The sequence below is a fragment of the Nocardia sp. NPDC050717 genome, from assembly GCF_040654275.1.
GTDB lineage: Bacteria > Actinomycetota > Actinomycetes > Mycobacteriales > Mycobacteriaceae > Nocardia.
In genome coordinates this window covers 108,084-124,412 of sequence record NZ_JBFAHR010000005.1, presented here as the reverse complement: position 1 = coordinate 124,412, position 16,329 = coordinate 108,084, and the positions used below count along the sequence as shown (strand labels likewise).

General features: G+C 71.6%; 16 protein-coding genes. 3 read left to right on the top strand and 13 right to left on the bottom strand.

Going from position 1 to position 16,329, the window contains the following annotated elements; all coding sequences use genetic code 11:
* Positions 1 to 67 precede the first annotated feature (67 nt).
* Complete coding sequence (locus AB0H56_RS13200) at positions 68 to 1,036, bottom strand: bifunctional riboflavin kinase/FAD synthetase (RefSeq protein ID WP_357161585.1); 969 nt, start codon at positions 1,034 to 1,036, stop codon at positions 68 to 70.
* 69 nt (positions 1,037 to 1,105) lie between these two features.
* Here AB0H56_RS13200 and AB0H56_RS13195 point away from each other — a divergent pair, with 69 nt between their 5' ends.
* Positions 1,106 to 1,873: a metal-dependent transcriptional regulator gene (locus AB0H56_RS13195; protein ID WP_357161581.1), complete on the top strand. Its 768-nt coding sequence runs from the start codon at positions 1,106 to 1,108 to the stop codon at positions 1,871 to 1,873.
* Positions 1,874 to 1,879: 6 nt separating this feature from the next.
* On the opposite strand, the gene AB0H56_RS13190 is transcribed toward AB0H56_RS13195, so the two are convergent.
* The 6 genes from AB0H56_RS13190 to AB0H56_RS13165 form a co-directional block, all read right to left on the bottom strand.
* Complete coding sequence (locus AB0H56_RS13190; RefSeq protein WP_357161578.1) at positions 1,880 to 2,674, bottom strand: hypothetical protein; 795 nt, start codon at positions 2,672 to 2,674, stop codon at positions 1,880 to 1,882.
* Between the two features lie 117 nt (positions 2,675 to 2,791).
* Positions 2,792 to 3,214, bottom strand: coding sequence for an EF-hand domain-containing protein (locus AB0H56_RS13185; RefSeq protein ID WP_357161575.1), 423 nt, complete (start codon positions 3,212 to 3,214; stop codon positions 2,792 to 2,794).
* 185 nt (positions 3,215 to 3,399) lie between these two features.
* Positions 3,400 to 4,326 carry a tRNA pseudouridine(55) synthase TruB gene (truB, locus tag AB0H56_RS13180; protein ID WP_357161572.1) on the bottom strand — a complete coding sequence of 309 codons (927 nt, stop codon included), beginning with the start codon at positions 4,324 to 4,326 and terminating at the stop codon, positions 3,400 to 3,402.
* Entirely contained in the window at positions 4,326 to 4,997 is a 672-nt protein-coding gene (gene npt, locus AB0H56_RS13175; protein WP_357161569.1) for a 4'-phosphopantetheinyl transferase Npt, read from the bottom strand. The genes truB and npt overlap by 1 nt, the downstream gene beginning before the upstream one ends.
* Positions 4,998 to 5,147: 150 nt before the next feature.
* Positions 5,148 to 6,104 carry a metallophosphoesterase gene (locus AB0H56_RS13170; RefSeq protein WP_357161566.1) on the bottom strand — a complete coding sequence of 319 codons (957 nt, stop codon included), beginning with the start codon at positions 6,102 to 6,104 and terminating at the stop codon, positions 5,148 to 5,150.
* A gap of 59 nt (positions 6,105 to 6,163) precedes the next feature.
* Positions 6,164 to 6,460 (bottom strand): helix-turn-helix domain-containing protein, encoded by a 297-nt coding sequence (locus tag AB0H56_RS13165; protein WP_357161563.1) that lies wholly within the window; start codon positions 6,458 to 6,460, stop codon positions 6,164 to 6,166.
* Positions 6,461 to 6,548: 88 nt separating this feature from the next.
* Between AB0H56_RS13165 and AB0H56_RS13160 the strand changes: the two genes are divergently transcribed.
* Positions 6,549 to 6,857, top strand: coding sequence for a putative quinol monooxygenase (locus AB0H56_RS13160; protein WP_357161560.1), 309 nt, complete (start codon positions 6,549 to 6,551; stop codon positions 6,855 to 6,857).
* Between the two features lie 6 nt (positions 6,858 to 6,863).
* On the opposite strand, the gene AB0H56_RS13155 is transcribed toward AB0H56_RS13160, so the two are convergent.
* Positions 6,864 to 7,994 (bottom strand): lipase family protein, encoded by a 1,131-nt coding sequence (locus AB0H56_RS13155; protein ID WP_357161557.1) that lies wholly within the window; start codon positions 7,992 to 7,994, stop codon positions 6,864 to 6,866.
* Between the two features lie 102 nt (positions 7,995 to 8,096).
* The gene (locus AB0H56_RS13150) at positions 8,097 to 9,443 is read right to left on the bottom strand and encodes an MATE family efflux transporter (protein WP_357161554.1); all 1,347 of its coding nucleotides are present in this window, start codon (positions 9,441 to 9,443) and stop codon (positions 8,097 to 8,099) included.
* Between the two features lie 440 nt (positions 9,444 to 9,883).
* Here AB0H56_RS13150 and AB0H56_RS13145 point away from each other — a divergent pair, with 440 nt between their 5' ends.
* Positions 9,884 to 11,218 (top strand): MFS transporter, encoded by a 1,335-nt coding sequence (locus AB0H56_RS13145; protein WP_357161551.1) that lies wholly within the window; start codon positions 9,884 to 9,886, stop codon positions 11,216 to 11,218.
* A gap of 187 nt (positions 11,219 to 11,405) precedes the next feature.
* On the opposite strand, the gene AB0H56_RS13140 is transcribed toward AB0H56_RS13145, so the two are convergent.
* The 4 genes from AB0H56_RS13140 to infB form a co-directional block, all read right to left on the bottom strand.
* Positions 11,406 to 12,434 (bottom strand): bifunctional oligoribonuclease/PAP phosphatase NrnA, encoded by a 1,029-nt coding sequence (locus tag AB0H56_RS13140; RefSeq protein WP_357161548.1) that lies wholly within the window; start codon positions 12,432 to 12,434, stop codon positions 11,406 to 11,408.
* Positions 12,435 to 12,440: 6 nt separating this feature from the next.
* The gene (rbfA, locus tag AB0H56_RS13135; RefSeq protein WP_232999835.1) at positions 12,441 to 12,890 is read right to left on the bottom strand and encodes a 30S ribosome-binding factor RbfA; all 450 of its coding nucleotides are present in this window, start codon (positions 12,888 to 12,890) and stop codon (positions 12,441 to 12,443) included.
* Between the two features lie 17 nt (positions 12,891 to 12,907).
* Entirely contained in the window at positions 12,908 to 13,201 is a 294-nt protein-coding gene (locus AB0H56_RS13130) for a DUF503 domain-containing protein (protein WP_067492601.1), read from the bottom strand.
* A 92-nt stretch (positions 13,202 to 13,293) separates the two neighbouring features.
* Positions 13,294 to 16,260, bottom strand: coding sequence for a translation initiation factor IF-2 (gene infB / locus AB0H56_RS13125; protein WP_357161545.1), 2,967 nt, complete (start codon positions 16,258 to 16,260; stop codon positions 13,294 to 13,296).
* Between the last annotated feature and the right edge of the window lie 69 nt (positions 16,261 to 16,329).

The following is a 16,329-nucleotide window of genomic DNA, read 5'->3' as shown; positions in this document are numbered from 1 at the left end:
CACCGCGGACCGCAGCAAACCCGAGGAGCCACTTTACGCCACCGGTGGCGGCGGGTTCACCCGGCCCTCAGGCGTCGGCGGCGGTGAGGACCTTGCGCGCGCTCTCCACGTCCCGGCCCATGGCCTCGACCAGGTCGTCGACGGTGTCGAACTTGCGCATCCCGCGCAGCTGCTCGACGAAGTCGACCGCCACGTGCTGGCCGTACAGGTCGGCCTCGCCGTCGAGCACGAACGCCTCCACCGTGCGCGAGCGGCCGGAGAAGGTCGGGTTGGTGCCCACCGAGATCGCGGCCATCGCGCGCTCGCCCGGGGCGACCGTGCCGATGGCCGGGCCTGGCCCGAGCACGGTGAACCAGCCCGCGTACACCCCGTCGGCGGGGATGGCGGCGTGCATGGGCGGCGCGACGTTGGCGGTCGGGAAGCCGAGGCCGCGCCCGCGGCCGTCGCCGTGCACGACCACGCCCTCGACGCGGTGCGGGCGGCCCAGCGCCTCGGCGGCGGCGGCCATGTCGCCCGCGTCGACGCAGGCGCGGATGTAGGTGGAGGAGAAGGTGACGGCGTGTTCGCCCAGCAGGGTGACGCCGTCGACCGAGAAGCCGAACCGCTCCCCGAGCTCACGCATGGTGTCGACGGTGCCTGCGGCCTTCTTGCCGAAGGTGAAGTTGTCGCCGACCACGACCTCGCTGACGTGCAACCGTTCGACCAGCAGATCGTGCACGTACCCCGAGGGGGTGAGCTTCATGAATTCCTGGGTGAACGGCATCACGCAGAACACCTCGATGCCCAGCTCCTCGGCGAGCTCGGCCCGCCGGGTGAGGGTGGTGAGCTGCGCGGGATGCGACCCCGGCCGCACCACTTCCATCGGATGCGGATCGAAGGTCATCAGAACCGAGGGGACACCGCGGCGCCGCGCCGCGGCCACCGCGCGGCTGATCAGCTGCGCGTGTCCGCGATGCACGCCGTCGAACACGCCGATCGTGAGGACGCAGCGCCCCCAGTCGGCGGGCACATCGTCGAGACTTCGCCATCTCTGCACAGAGCGAAGCCTACGCAAAGCGTTTCGGCCACGCCGTGCCGGTTCGCCGATGTGTCATTCGGGCCAGGGATGCCTAACATCAATGATGTGCCAGGTAAACGAGAGGTCGCCACCCGCCGAGCGTCGACACAGCCCGGTGAACAGGCCGAACTCGCCGCCACCGCGACACTCGCGCCCGAATTGTCCGCTGTCGCACAGGACTATCTGAAGGTCATCTGGACCGCGCAGGAGTGGTCGCAGGAGAAGGTGTCGACCAAATTGCTCGCCGAGCGGATCGGCGTGTCGGCCTCGACCGTGTCCGAGGCGGTCCGCAAGCTCTCGGATCAGGGTCTGGTCGAGCACGCGCGCTACGGCGCGATCACCCTCACCGAGCACGGCCGCCGCGCCGCCGTGGCGATGGTGCGCAGGCACCGCCTGATCGAGACCTTCCTGGTGAACGAACTCGGCTACGGCTGGGACGAGGTGCACGACGAGGCCGAGGTGCTCGAGCACGCCGTCTCGGAGCTGCTGATGTCGCGTATCGACGCGAAACTCGGCCATCCCGACCGTGATCCGCACGGCGATCCGATCCCCTCGGTCGACGGCGCCGTCCCCACTCCCCCGGCCCGCCGGCTGTCGGATTTCGCGGCGGGCGAGGCGGGGCGGGTCGCCCGGATCTCCGATTCCGATCCGGAGATGCTGCGCTACTTCGACTCGGTCGGCATCGCCCTCGACACGGCCATCGCGGTCGAGGAGCGGCGCGATTTCGCGGGCACCATCGCGGTGCGCATCGGCGCGGCCGAGGCGCCCACCGAGCTGGGAACCCTGGCCGCCGAGGCGATCTGGCTGACCGCCTGACCGGGATCAGCAGGTGAAGTAGGCGCGCAGCGCGGCCGGGACGCCGTCGGCTTCGGCGGTGCTCCAGCACACCTCGTGTGGGAAGAGCACATAGGTGGTCCAGGTGCCGCCGACGCGGTGCACGATGCGCTGGTTGTCGCCGGGGGTGTCGAAGGAGATCACCGCCCAGGTGCCGTCGCAGTAGCCGACGGTGGCGTTGTCGAGCAGGCCCAGATCGGCGGAGATGCCGTCGGGGTGGCAGGGGCCCGCCGCGTCCTGGAACCGCAGCTGCCCGTGGACGGTCTGCCCGCCCGCGGTGAGGAACGCCGCGTGCATGCCCTCCGGGACCGGATTCGTGCCCGCGGGGGCGGTCATGCCGTAGTGGTAGCAGCCGACCGGAGCCGTGAAGACGGCGCGGCCGTCGGCGTCGGTGACGGCCTCCTGGCGCTGTGTCTCGGTGGTCTCGCCGACGGGGATGTCGTGGCCGGCCGGATCGCACGGTTGCCGCAGGCCGATCCACACCGGGACGTTCGGGACGGGAGCGCCCGAGAGCGTCTCCGTGCGCAGGGCGATGGTGCCGGTCGCGGGCGTGGGCGGCGGTCCGGGTGGGGCCGGTGTGGTGACGCGGGTGGGTGTGGCCAGATCCACCGGCGCCACGGTGGGATCGGCGGTGGGCGGCGCGGCGAGCGGCACCGTCACCACCGATGTGGTCGCGGACCTGCTGGTCGAGCCCGGCGACGCCGGATCTCCGGCCGCGCATCCCACGAGCAGCGTCGTCACCCCCGCGACGATCCCGATCCAGACCCTGTGCGAAGCCACCATGGCTCACCCCTCGGAGACGACAGCCATATGCTCCAGCTATCGCCGGTCGCGGGGCCGCCGTTAGCCCTGGTCCAGCACCCCTGACAGCATCGCCGCCGGCCGGGCCGGGTGGTGACCTCAGCGGGACAGGAAGTCCAGCAGCACCCGGAATTCCGCGGGCGAGAGATAGCCGTCACCGTCCTGGTCGGCGGCGGCGAGCAGCGCACCGGCCGATTCCTCGATCAGGCCACCGCCCACATGGCGGATCAGCGAATCCAGTTCGGTCACCGAGATGCGCCCGTCGCCGTTCACGTCGAACACCCGGAACGCGGCGTCGGCATCGGTGACCTCGATCCGCCCGGCGACCACCGCGGCGTCGAATTCGGCCCGCGAGACCAGGAAGTCACCGTCGGTGTCAGCCGCCGCGACCATCCGCTCCACCGCGTCCCGATCCACCTCGATGCCCGCCGCGCGGATCCCGGCCACGATGTCGTCCACCGACACCTGCCCGTCCCCGTCCCGATCCCACAGCGCGAAGGTATCCACCGATCCCGCACCCATCTCGTTCTCCCCTTCCCCACGATCGGCGAAGTCCGCCCAACGACCGTCACCACCACTCTACGTATCCGGCCGCCCACAAGTGGTTCTTCTGTTCCCGCGCAACGCTTTCCGGGTTGGGCCGTGGCGGCCCGCTCAGACCGTCGATGCCGACCCGAAGACCGTGGCGCACAAGGACATCCGCGAGGTCAGTCGCCGATGCCCTGGGGGCGCACCACCATCACCGAGGAGGCGCGTTTGCCGCTTTCCTCGAGGAGGGCGATGGCGCGGCCCGCGGGGTCGACGGCGGCGTAGACGCCCTTGATGCCGATGGGGTCGAGCCAGCGGCCGTTGCGCAGGTCGTCGGCCTGGGTGGCGTCGATGTCGCGGCGCGGGAAGGCGGTGCGGACGGCGGTGTCGATGTCGAGGCTGAGCAAGGGCTGCTCGGCCTCGGCGGCGGCGGCGAGTTCGTCGAGGGTGCGGGCGTGTTCGAGGGTGAAGGGGCCGACCCTGGTGCGGCGCAAGGCGGTCAGGTGGCCGCCGACGCCGAGCGCGGCGCCCAGGTCGCGGGCCAGCGCGCGGATGTAGGTGCCCGAGGAACACTCGACCTCGACGTCCAGATCGACGAAGTCGTCGACATCACGACGGGCCAGCACCTCGAAGCGCGACACCGTGACCGGCCGGGATGCCAGCTGGACGTCCTCGCCGGCGCGGGCACGGGCGTAGGCGCGCTCCCCATCGATCTTGATGGCGCTGACGGTCGCGGGCACCTGGTCGATGTCGCCGGTCAGCGCCGCGACCCCGTCCGCGATCCGCGCGTCGGTGACGTGGCCCGCAGGCGTGGTCGCGACCACCTCACCCTCGGCGTCGTCGGTGATCGTGGACTGGCCGAGCCGGATGGTCGCGGTGTAGGACTTGCTGGTGAGGATCAGCTGACCGAGCAGCTTCGTCGCCCGCTCCACCCCGAGCACGAGCACCCCGGTGGCCATCGGATCCAGGGTCCCCGCGTGCCCGACCTTCTTGGTGCGCAACAGCTTCCGGCTCCGGGCCACCACGTCGTGGCTGGTCCAGCCACCGTCCTTGTCGACGATCACCAGCCCGCCCAGCTGGCCCACCGCCGAGGTGCGCGCCGCCATCAGCCGTGCGCGATCGCGGTCAGGATCAGCCCGTCGGCGATCAGCCAGCGGCCGTCGAACGACGTGAGCGGGGCGCCGCCGTCGTTCGTCGTGCCCGGCACGAGCAGTTCGGTGTGGAAGGTGCCCGAGCCGGAATCGGCGGTGCGGGTATCGATCTCGAAGGTGATGTGGGCGTCCTCGAAACCGAGCCAGCGCAGCGTCAGCGGGAACCACGCCTTGTAGGTGGCCTCCTTGGCGCAGAACAGCAGCCGGTCCAGGTGCAGGCCGTCGGCGGGCGCGCCGGCCAGCCAGTCGCGTTCGGCGGGCAGGCTCACCGAATCGAGCACACCCTCGGGGAGTTCCCCGTGCGGTTCGGCGTCGATGCCGACCGAGCGGAAGCGCAGCACGTGCGCCATCGCGGCGGCCCGGTAGCCGTCGCAGTGGGTCAGACTCCCGACGACACCGCGCGGGAACAGCGGCATCCCGCGCTCCCCCTTGCCGATCGCCACCGGCGGCTCGCCGAGCTGCTCGAGCGCGAGCCGGGCGCAGTGCCTGGCACCGATGAAATCGCGACGGCGCTTCTCGACCGACTTCGCGATGAGGTGCTCTTCGGCCGGGTGCGCCTTCAGGTCCTCGGGGTACGCCAGCAACTCGGCGGCCGCCACCCCGGACGGCAGAATGTTCTCGAGCAAGCGCGCCTCCCCGCGACTCATGGCCGGACCCGAGTGCTCGACCGGCAAGTTCGGCGGCTGGCGGTACGGAAGGCGGACAGTTTGCCCGTACCCGGTGAGTTACCCATGGTCATCACCAAATCAGTCGTCGATGCCCGAGGCAAATCGCTGTCATATGCCGCGCCTGCGGTCGGCCTTTGCCCGCATCTCCGCGGCGGCGGCCTCCATCTCCGGGGTCACCCGGAAGTGCCCGCCCCAGGAGTTGAGCTCCCCCTCGGCGTAGACCGGTTCGGGCAGGATCTGCCGCAGCAGGGGCTCGGGCATGCCGCGCCGCTTCCATTCGCGCGGATAGCCGAGGGAGACCTCCTCGAAGCGGACGCCGTCGTAGTACGTGGTGCGCGGGATGTGCAGGTGGCCGTAGACCGAGCACACCACGTTGTAGCTGGTGTGCCAGTCGGCGGTGAGATCGGTGCCGCACCACAGCGAGAACTCGGGGTAGAACAGGATCTCGGTGGGCTGACGGACCAGCGGGAAGTGGTTCACCAGCACGAGCGGGGTCTCCGGGTCCAGCGCGTCGAGGCGGCGCTGGGTGTACTGCACGCGGGCGTGGCACCAGGCGTCGCGGGTCAGGTACGGGTCGGGGGCCAGCAGGAACTCGTCGGTGGCGACCACGTTGCGCTCGCGCGCCACGGCCAGTCCCTCGGTCTTGGTCGAGGTGCCCTCGGGCAGCCACGAGTAGTCGTAGAGCAGGAACATCGGCGCGATCGTGACGCGGCCGCCGTACCGCTCGGCGCCGGAGCCGGTCCACACCGGGAACGGGTCCTCGGGGGTGACGACGTCGAGGTCGCGGCACATCGCCACGAGGTACTCGTAGCGGGCGGCGCCGTGCATCTGCACCGGGTCCTTCGGCGTGGTCCACAGCTCGTGGTTGCCCGGCACCCAGATGACCTTGGCGAATCGCTGCCGCAGCAGATCCAGCGCCCACCGGACCTCGTCGGCCTTCTCGCCCACGTCACCGGCGACGATCAGCCAATCCTCCGGCGAGTCCGGCTGGATCTGTTCCACGATCGGCTTGTTGCCCTGATGTCCCACGTGCACATCACTGACCGCCATCAACTTCGGAATCACCTGTCCACAGTGGCACACCCGCGCGCGGGGTCGCCTGGGGGCCGCCGTCGCGGGCCGTGTCACGGCCCTTCGGCGACGAGCAGGTCGAGCAGTCCGGGGAAACGCGCGTCGAGGTCGGCGCGGCGCAGGGCGACGGTGCTGCGATTGCCGTAATCGATCTGCCGGACCAGACCGGCCTGGCGCAGGACGCGGAAATGATGGGTGCGCGTCGCTTTGGTCACCGGGAGGTCGAAGGAGGAGCAGCTGCGATCGCCGTCGGCGCGGTCGAGGGCGAGCAGCGTGATCACCCGGCGGCGCAGTGGGTCGGCGAGTGCGGCCAGCACCGCGCCCAGTTCGAGTTCTTCGGCCTCCGCCATCACACCTCCATCAGGTACGAGTTGCATCGTACCTTCCGTCCGCTTACCGTCACGAAGGTACGACAACGACCATACCTAGGAGAGTCGCGTGACCGAGACCTTCGCCCTGCTGGGCTTCGCCCACCCCAAGCCCGAGCGCCGCGACGAACTCCGCGACCTGCTGCTCTCGTTCGTCGAACCCACCCGCGCCGAGGAGGGTTGCCTCGAGTACCACTTCCATGTCGACAGCGCCGACCCGTCGGTGTTCGCGTTCTACGAGTTGTGGCGCAGCCGCGCGGATCTGGACGAGCACCTCGCGCTGCCGCACATGCGCGCGTTCTGGGAGTCGCGGATGGACTATCTGCGCCGCGACCTCGACATCCGCTTCATCGACATGCTCAGCCCGTATCCGCGCTGAGGCCGATCAGGCGTCGAACAGGCCCGCGACGAACGACAGCACCCGCGGTCGCGCCTGCGCGTCGATCTCGGGATGACCGCCGGGATACTGGCCGAACTCCACCGCCGTCCCCGATGCCCGCATCTGGGCGAGCAGGGCGTAGCTCATCGGCAGCGGGACCACCGTGTCGGCGGCGCCGTGCACGATCAGGATCGGCTGCCGGTAGCCGACAGTCGGCACCACCATGTAGTCGCGCAGGGCCGCGCCGACGCCGTCGGCCTCCACCGGGCGCGCCAGCAGCGAACCGATCGACGCGCCGTCGACCACCTCGCCGAAATCCTCGACACAGCTGGTGGCGATCGCGTCGACCACCTCGCGACCGCGCGGGCTCAGCAAGCCGTTCACATCCAGATCGGGACGCGTCGCGCGCAATCCGGCGAGAATGCCCGCGAACGGGCCGACCAGTTCGTCGACGATCGGCAGGTTCGGGACACGCGGGTCGAGCCGGGACAGGATCTGCTCGAAATTGGATTCCGGCGCCAGTGCGACGGTGCCGCGGAAGTCCAGTTCCGGCGCGTAGTCCCCGGCGAGATTGCCGGTGCCGAGCGCGGCGTGCCCGCCCTGCGAACCGCCGACCACGGCCCAGGTCTTCGACAGGCCGGGCTCGGCCGCGCGCGCGGCGCGCACGAGGTCGATCGTGGCCGTCGCCTCGGTGCGGGTGTGCAGGTACGGGTGCACGGTGTCGGATCCGGCGGACAACCCGAGGTAGTCCGGCGCGACCACGGCCCAGCCCCGGTCCAGGAACGACTGCAGCAGCGGGCGCTCGTGCACCGCCTTGTTCGTCGTGATGCCGCACTGCGGGCCGAGACCGCTGGTGCCGTGATCCCACGCGACGATCGGATAGCCACCCGCGGGCGCGGGCGTGTCCGGCAGCAGCACGAGACCGGCGCCGTTGATGAGTCCGCCGGTGGGCCCCTCGGTGCGGTAGTCGACGATCGCCGCGCGCGACCAGTCACCCCACCCGGAGGGCTGTTCGAGATGCCCGAGCAGCGCGCCCGCGCCTTCCGGCGCCGCCTGCGCGGCGGGAACGCCGAGCCCGGCCGCCGCCAGCAGGACCGCGGCGCCCGTCACCAACCGCAGACCGATACCCCTGGACATCACGCCACGCACTGCTCCGCCTCCATCACCGGCTCGAAGTCGACCGTTCCGACGGTAGTGCGCCCGGGCGATCGAGGCCTCTGGTGTGACGAGTGCCACTTTTCAGGCCGCGCCGCGCGGGATGTCTGCGCCCACCCTGGCCCAGCGGCCGGAGCGGGCCCTGGCGACCACCGCGAGCAGGCGCAGCAGCATGAACGCGACCAGCCCGGACCAGATGCCCGCCACGCCCCAGTCGAACACGAGCGAGAGCCAGATCAGCGGCAGGAAACCGACCAGGGCGGCCGCGAGGGTGGCGGTGCGCAGGAAGGCGGCGTCGCCCGCGCCGAGCAGCACGCCGTCGAGGGCGAAGACCGCACCGGCCACCGGGATCATGGCGACGAAGAACCACCAGATGACGTGGGTGCGGTCGAGCACCTGGGCATCGCTGGTGAACAGCAGCGGGATCACGCCGGCACCCGCGGCGAAGGCGGCGGCCAGGACAAGAGCGAAGATCTCCGACCAGCCGGTGACCCGGCGCGCGATCCCCTTGGCGCCGCGCGCGTTGCCCGCGCCGAGCGCCGCGCCGACGAGCGTCTGCGCGGCGATGGCCAGCGAGTCCAGCGTCAGCGCGAGGAAATTCCACAGCTGCAGCACCAGCTGGTGGGCGGCCACCGAGGCCGCGCCGAAGCGGGCAGCCACCGCAGCCGCCGAGACGAAGCACACCTGGAACGAGAGGCTGCGCACGATGAGATCGCGGCCGAGCACGAGCTGCGCGCGCATCACCGAAGGGCGTGGCCGTAGCGAAACCCGTTCCCGCAGGAGCGCGTACACGAACAGGCCACCCGAGACGAGCTGACCGGCCACGTTGGCCACCGCCGAGCCTGCCAGTTCCAGGCGGGGTGCGCCGAGCAGCCCGTAGACGAGCACCGGGCACAGCAGCGCCGAGAGCACCAGCCCCGCGACCACGTACATCAGCGGACGACGGACATCCTGGACGCCGCGCATCCAGCCGTTCCCGGCCATCGAGAGCAGGATCAGCGGCACCCCGAACAGGGCGATCCGCACCCAGGTCAGCGCTTCCTCCGCGATATCGCCGCCGCCGGCGATCGCCGCGCACAGTGGCCCGGCGAACACCTGCACCACCACCAGGATCGCCAGTCCGATCGCGAGCCCCACCCAGCTCGCCTGGATGCCCTCCTCGACCGCGCCGGCCCGGTCCCCCGCGCCGTGCCTGCGTGCCGCTCGCGCCGTGGTGCCGTAGGACAGGAAGGTGAGCTGAGTGCTCACCGTGCCGACGATCACGCCGCCGACCGCGAGACCGGCCAGCGCCAACGCCCCCAGCCGGCCGACGATCGCCATGTCGAACAGCAGATACAGCGGCTCGGCCACGAGCACACCGAGCGTGGGCAGCGCGATCCCGAGAATCCGCCGCGGCCCGGCTTCGGCCTCCCGATCAACCGTGGAACTCACGCCCGTCCCTCCCGTCCCGGGCGCCTCCCGCGCCGCGTCCGCCCGATGGTCGCACACGTCGCCGACACGTGGTCACGGACGCGACCGACCGGACAATCGCGCCCGTGTCCGCCGCGAAGACGCTGCTCCGGTGCGTCGACCACGGCGAGCCGGCCGGAACTGCGCCCCTCCCCGGCGGCGGCGCGCGGGCGCGATTCCGGCACAGCAGGCGCGCGGTTCGAGCGCTCGCCGGAAGGACCGGCGCGAGTCGGGACGAAAACCGGCCGCCGGGCAGGTCCCGCCCACCTGGGCGGGTCGCGTTGCGCGTGGACCGGTGGGCCGATGCGGGAGAAGTCGTGCGCGGCGGGCGCCGGGGCGGCAATATTGGTCACCTGCCCAGCTTCGGCCGCACGGCCGCTGCCGGCCTACCGGCGTAAGCCCCGAGCACCGAGGACACCGCGATGATGAACCGATGGCGACTGATCACGGCCTTCGCCCTCGTCGGCGCGGCCACCCAGCTGGTGTGGCTCACCTACGCGCCGGTGACGACGGTCGCCGCTGAGCACTTCGACGTCTCCGAATCCGCGGTCGGCTGGCTGGCGAACATGTTCCCGCTGCTCTACGTCGCGTTGGCGGTGCCGGCGGGCATCCTGCTCGACCGGTGGTTCCGGCCCGCGCTGATCGCGGGCGCCGTGCTCACCGCGCTCGGCGCCGACCTGCGGTTGCTGCACGACAGTTTCGCCGTGGTGCTGCTCGGCCAGACCGTCGTCGCGGTGGCCCAGCCGCTCGTGCTCAACGCGATCACCGGCTTCGCCGGGCACTACCTCGACGTGAAGGACCGGGCTACCGGGATCGCGGTCGGCACCGCAAGCACTTTCGCCGGCATGGCCGCGGCCTTCGTCCTCGGCGCGGTCTTCCCCGCCGAGCACCAGCTGTGGACCCTGACCGCGCTCGGCGCCGGATTCTCCACCGTGGCAGCCGTGCTGCTGACGGTCGAACTGCTGCGCGCCGGACGACCTTTCGAGGACCGAGCCCCGGCCAGCTCCGCCGTACCGGCGCGGTCCGCCACGAGCAGCGTCTCCGGAGCGGGCTTCGACCCCGCTGACCGGGCCGAGCCCCCGGCAGGCGCCGACTCGACGACGTCCGGCCCTGATCGAGGCGCGCTCACCACCCCCGGCACGGGCGCGTTCGTCCGGGCGGCGGGCGGGGACTCCGCCCTGACGGTGCTGCGGGCAACCCTGCGCGACCGCTACGTCCGCCGGCTCTGCGCCGCGGTGTTCCTCCCCTTCGGCACCTTCGTCGCCCTCGCCACGTACGGCCAGGCACTGCTCGAACCGGCCGGGGTGAGCGCCGACGCCGCGAGTATCGCGCTGCTGATCAATGTCGTGGCGGGCGTGATCGGATGTGCGGTCGTGCCGGTGGCCGTGCTGCGGCGGGGCGTCGAACTGCCCGCGGTCATGGCCGGTCTCACGGCGAGCGCACTCGCCTGCCTGCTCGTCGCCGTAGCGCCCGGTCTCGCCACCGGCTTCCTGGCCTTCGTCCTGATCGGACTCACTCTGCTGCCGGCGCTGCCGATCGTGCTCGCCCTGGCCGAACGGCGCACGGGGGCGGCCGACGGTACCGCGGCGGGCTTGATCTGGATGTCCGGCAATCTGGGCGGCCTGGTGGTCGCCGGCGCCACCGGCCTACTGGTCGACCGACCGGCGTTCGCCTTCGGGCTGTGCGCGGCCGCGACGATCCTGGGCGTGCCACTGACGTGGCGCCTGCGCGGTGCCCGGTCACCCTCGGCTGCGTGATGCCGGCCATCGTCACCCGGTCAGCCACCGTCACGCGGTCAGCCGGCGGCCTCCGCAGCCAGCCGTCGCCCGCCGGGATCAGCCGTCACTCTGCACAGCCATCCCGCCAGGTCAGCGATGTCCTTCAGGGCCAGCTGCCGTCGATCACAGTCAGCCGTCGTCCTGCGCGAAGAGCCGTCCCCGACGGTCAACCGAGGGCGGCGATCAACGCGCGCACCACATCGCCCGCACTCCCATAGGTGGTGTAGCCCGCGGCGAAACGATGGCCGCCCCCGCCGAAGGCGCTCGCGACCGCCGCGACATCGACGCCGTCGCTGGTGCCCGGCGCCGAATCGCGGGAGCGCAGCGACACCGTCCAGCGGTCGTTCTGCCCGCGCGACTCCTTGAAGACGGCCGCGATCCCCGCCTCCGAGGTGGTGCGGACGACGTCGATCACGCTCTCCACCTCCTCCGGCCCCACCTCGTGGGTGTCGGCGGCGCGCACGAGCGCGTACACCAGACCCACCCCGGCGGCCGACGGCACGACCACGGCGGAGGCGAGCACCTTCGACAGCATCGGCAACCACGAGAACGGATGGGTGTCGAGCAGCACGCGGGTGATCTCGGTGCCGTCGATACCGGTGGCGAGCAGCCGCTCGGCCAGGCCGTGTGAACCGGGACGGGCCCACCGGAACGAACCGGTGTCGGTGACCAGTCCCGCGAACAGGCAGTGCGCGATCTCCGCGTCGATCGGCACGCCCCACGCGTCGAGCAGCCGGGTGACGAGTTCGGTGGTCGAGGCGGCGGTCTCGTCGATCAGGTCGACGGTGCCGAAGCCCTCGTTGGCACGGTGGTGGTCGATCACCAGCGTGGACGACGCACCGGGCAACCGGTCGGCGAGCGCACCGAGCCTGCTGCGCGCGCCGCAGTCGACCACGATCAGCAGATCGACCTCGCCCGGCACCTCCGCGGGCGGCACCAGGTGCTCGATGCCGGGCAGGCTGCGCAGCGAGGCGGGCAGTTCGGCGGGCTCGGCGAACGACACCGTCACCGGCACGCCCCGGCGATCCAGTGCCAGCGCCAGCGCCAGCCCGGACCCGATGGTGTCGGCATCGGGTTGCACGTGGCACAGCACCGTCACCGAACGCGCCGCCGCCAGCACGGCGACGGCCGCGTCCAGCACGGTGGCGCACCGCGCAGCCACGCCGGCCACCGGCGCCGGGCCCTGACCGTTCATGCCCGGTTACTCGTCGCCGTCGTCGTCGCGATCGGACTTGTACGGGTCGGCCTCGCCTGCGTGGGTGGCGTTGGCCGCGACCTTGGCCACCTCGTCGTCGATGGCGCGAGCCCTGGCCAGCAGTTCCTCCATCTCACGGGCCGCGTCGGGCACCGTGTCCAGCGTGAACGACAGGATCGGGGTGAACTTCACCCCGGTCCCCGCCCCCACCTTGGACCGCAGCACGCCCTTGGCCGCGTCCAGACCCGCGGCCGCGGCCGCGTAGTCGGGTTCGGTGTCGAGCGTCTCGCCCATCACCGTGTAGAACACCGTCGCCTCACGCAGGTCGCCGGTCACCTTGGCATCGGTGACCGTGACGAACCGCAGCCGCGGATCCTTGATCTCGTACTCGATCGCGGTGGCCACGATCGAGGAAATCCGCTTGGCGAGTCGGCGTGCCCTGGCTTGATCCACCATGGGTCTGTCCTCCTCTACTAGTCCTCGGGTCCGAAGATCCGGCGGCGTACTGCCAGCAACTCTATCTCCGGACGGGCGGCGACGTGCCGCTCACACTTGTCGAGCACCTCGTTCAGGTGCCCGGTTTCCGCACTGACCATGGCCACGCCGAGCAGTGCCCGGCGGTGCAGGTCCTGATCTCCGGCCTCGGCGGCGTTCACCGCGAAACGCTTCTGCAGCTCGGCCAGGATCGGGCGGATCACCGACCGCTTCTCCTTGAGCGAGTGCACGTCACCGAGCAGTAGATCGAATTCGAGCGCACCGATGTACAGCGGTGCTCACCTCCTGGTTGATGGGATTCGCCCGCATGACCGCACGCCGCACCCGAAGGTCTCGGATGCGGCGTGCGGAACGGTGTGCGATATCAGTCGCGCGGCTTCTCGCGCAGCTCGTAGGCCTCGATGATGTCGCCGTCCTTGATGTCGTTGTAGGTCACGGTCATACCGCACTCGTAACCTTCGCGCACCTCGGTGGCGTCGTCCTTCTCCCGCTTCAGCGAGGAGATGGTCATCGTCTCGGCGATCACCCGGCCGTCGCGGATCAGGCGCGCCTTGGCGTTGCGCTTGACCGAACCCGACAGCACCATGCAACCGGCGATGTTGCCGACCTTCGACGAACGGAAGATCGCGCGGATCTCCGCCCGGCCCAGCTCGACCTCTTCGTAGATCGGCTTGAGCATGCCCTTGAGGGCCTTCTCGATCTCGTCGATGGCCTGGTAGATCACCGAGTAGTACCGGATGTCGACGCCCTCGCGGTTGGCCAGCTCGGTGGCCTTGCCCTCCGCACGGACGTTGAAGCCGATGATGATCGCGTTCGAGGCCGACGCCAGGTTGACGTTGGTCTCGGTGACGCCACCGACACCGCGGTCGATGACGCGCAGACGCACCTCGTCGTCGATCTCGATGCCGAGCAGGGCCTCTTCGAGGGCCTCGACCGTACCGGAGTTGTCGCCCTTGAGGATCAGGTTGAGCTCCGAAGTCTCCTTCAGGGCGGCATCCAGATCTTCCAGGCTGATCCGCTTGCGGCTGCGCGCGGCCAGCGCGTTGCGCTTGCGCGCATTGCGGCGGTCGGCGATCTGGCGAGCGATCCGGTCCTCGTCGACGACGAGCAGGTTGTCACCGGCGCCGGGCACCGAGGTGAAACCGACGACCTGGACGGGCCGCGACGGCAGGGCCGCCTCGACGTCGTCGCCGTGCTCGTCGACCATGCGGCGCACGCGACCGTAGGCGTCGCCCGCCACGATCGAGTCGCCGACGCGCAGCGTGCCGCGCTGGATGAGCACGGTGGCCACCGGGCCACGGCCGCGGTCGAGGTGCGCCTCGATGGCGACACCCTGGGCGTCCATGTCCGGGTTGGCCCGCAGGTCGAGCGAGGCGTCGGCGGTCAGCAGGACCGCTTCCAGCAGCGCGTCGATGTTGGTGCCCTGCTTGGCGGAGATGTCGACGAACATGGTGTCGCCGCCGTACTCCTCGGTCACCAGGCCGTACTCGGTCAGCTGCTGCCGGATCTTGTCCGGGTTCGCGCCTTCCTTGTCGATCTTGTTGACCGCCACCACGATCGGCACGTCGGCCGCCTGGGCGTGGTTGATCGCCTCCACCGTCTGCGGCATGACGCCGTCGTCGGCCGCGACCACGAGGATCGCGATGTCGGTGGCCTTCGCGCCACGGGCACGCATGGCGGTGAACGCCTCGTGACCCGGGGTGTCGATGAAGGTGATCAGGCGCTCTTCGTCGTTCAGGTTCGTCAGCACCTGGTAGGCGCCGATGTGCTGGGTGATGCCACCGGCCTCGCCCTCGCGGACGTTGGCCTTGCGGATCGTGTCCAGCAGTCGGGTCTTACCGTGGTCGACGTGACCCATGACGGTCACGACCGGCGGACGCTGCTCGAGGTCGTCCTCGCCGCCGGCGTCCTCGCCGTAGGTGAGGTCGAACGATTCCAGCAGCTCGCGGTCTTCGTCCTCGGGGCTGACGACGTGCACGACGTAGTTCATCTCGCTGCCGAGCAGCTCGAGGGTCTCGTCGTTCACCGACTGGGTCGCGGTGACCATCTCGCCGAGGTTGAACAGCGCCTGCACGAGAGCGGCCGGGTTCGCGTCGATCTTCTCGGCGAAGTCCGACAGCGACGCGCCGCGGGCGAGACGGATGATCTCGCCGTTGCCGCGGGGCAGCCGCACGCCACCGACGGCGGGCGCCTGCATGTTCTCGTATTCGGCGCGCTTCGCCCGCTTCGACTTACGGCCACGACGCGGAGCGCCACCGGGACGACCGAACGCACCGGCCGCGCCACCACGGCCACCGGGACCGCCCGGACGACCGCCTCCGCCACCGGGACGACCACGGAAACCACCGGCCGCGGGCGCACCGGCACCCTGACCGGCACCGGGGGCACCGCCACCGCCACCGCGGTAGCCGCCACCGCCGCCACCGGGACGACCGGCGCCACCGGGCGCACCGCCCGGACGACCCGGACGGCCACCGGCCGCCGGACCCGGACGCGCGGAGCGCTGGGGCATGGCACCGGGGTTCGGCCGCGGGGGCATCGAACCCGGGGTGGGACGCGGACCACCGGGACGCGGGGCACCGCCCTGCGCGGCGGCCGGACGCGGGCCACCCTGACCCTGACCGGGGCGGGGACCGCCCTGACCGGGCGTGGGACGGGGGCCGCCCTGACCCGGAGCCGGGCGGGGACCGCCCTGACCCGGCGTCGGACGCGGGCCGCCCTGCGGGGCCGGACGCGGCGCGGGACGCTCGCGATCGGGCGCGGAGCTGAACGGGTTGTTGCCGACGCGCGGGGTCTTCGGACCCGGCTTGGGGCCGGGACCGGCGGGACGCGGCGCCTGGGCGCCCGGCGCGGGCTGACCCGGACGCGGCTGACCCGGGCGCGGGGCGCCGGGGGCGGGACGCGGGCCGGGGGTGCCGGGCTTGGCGGCCGGAGCCGACTGCTGCGCGGCGGCCGGGGTGGGCCTGGCGGCCGGAGCCGGCTTCGGCTCGGCCGGAGCCGATTCGGCGGGCGCCGGGGTGGCCGGTGCCGCGGGGGTCGCCGCCGCGGCCGGAGCCGGGGTGGGACGCGGGCCCGGACGCGGACCGCCCGGGGTGGGCTTGGCGCCCGGACGGGCCGCCTGGGACGGTCCGGGGCGGGCCGCCGGCTTCGCGTCGGCCGCCGGGGCGGACTTCGACGCGAGCGATTCGCGCAGACGACGTGCGACGGGTGCTTCCACCGTCGAGGACGCCGACTTCACGAACTCGCCTTGCTCCTTGAGCTTCGCGAGTAGTTCCTTGCTCGTGACACCGAGTTCTTTGGCCAACTCGTGCACGCGGGCCTTGCCTGCCACTGCTCTCCTCACTGAGAGGCCGAGCAGCGCCACCGTGTAAGGGGACGGCGGCCCGCACGACCTCGGGTT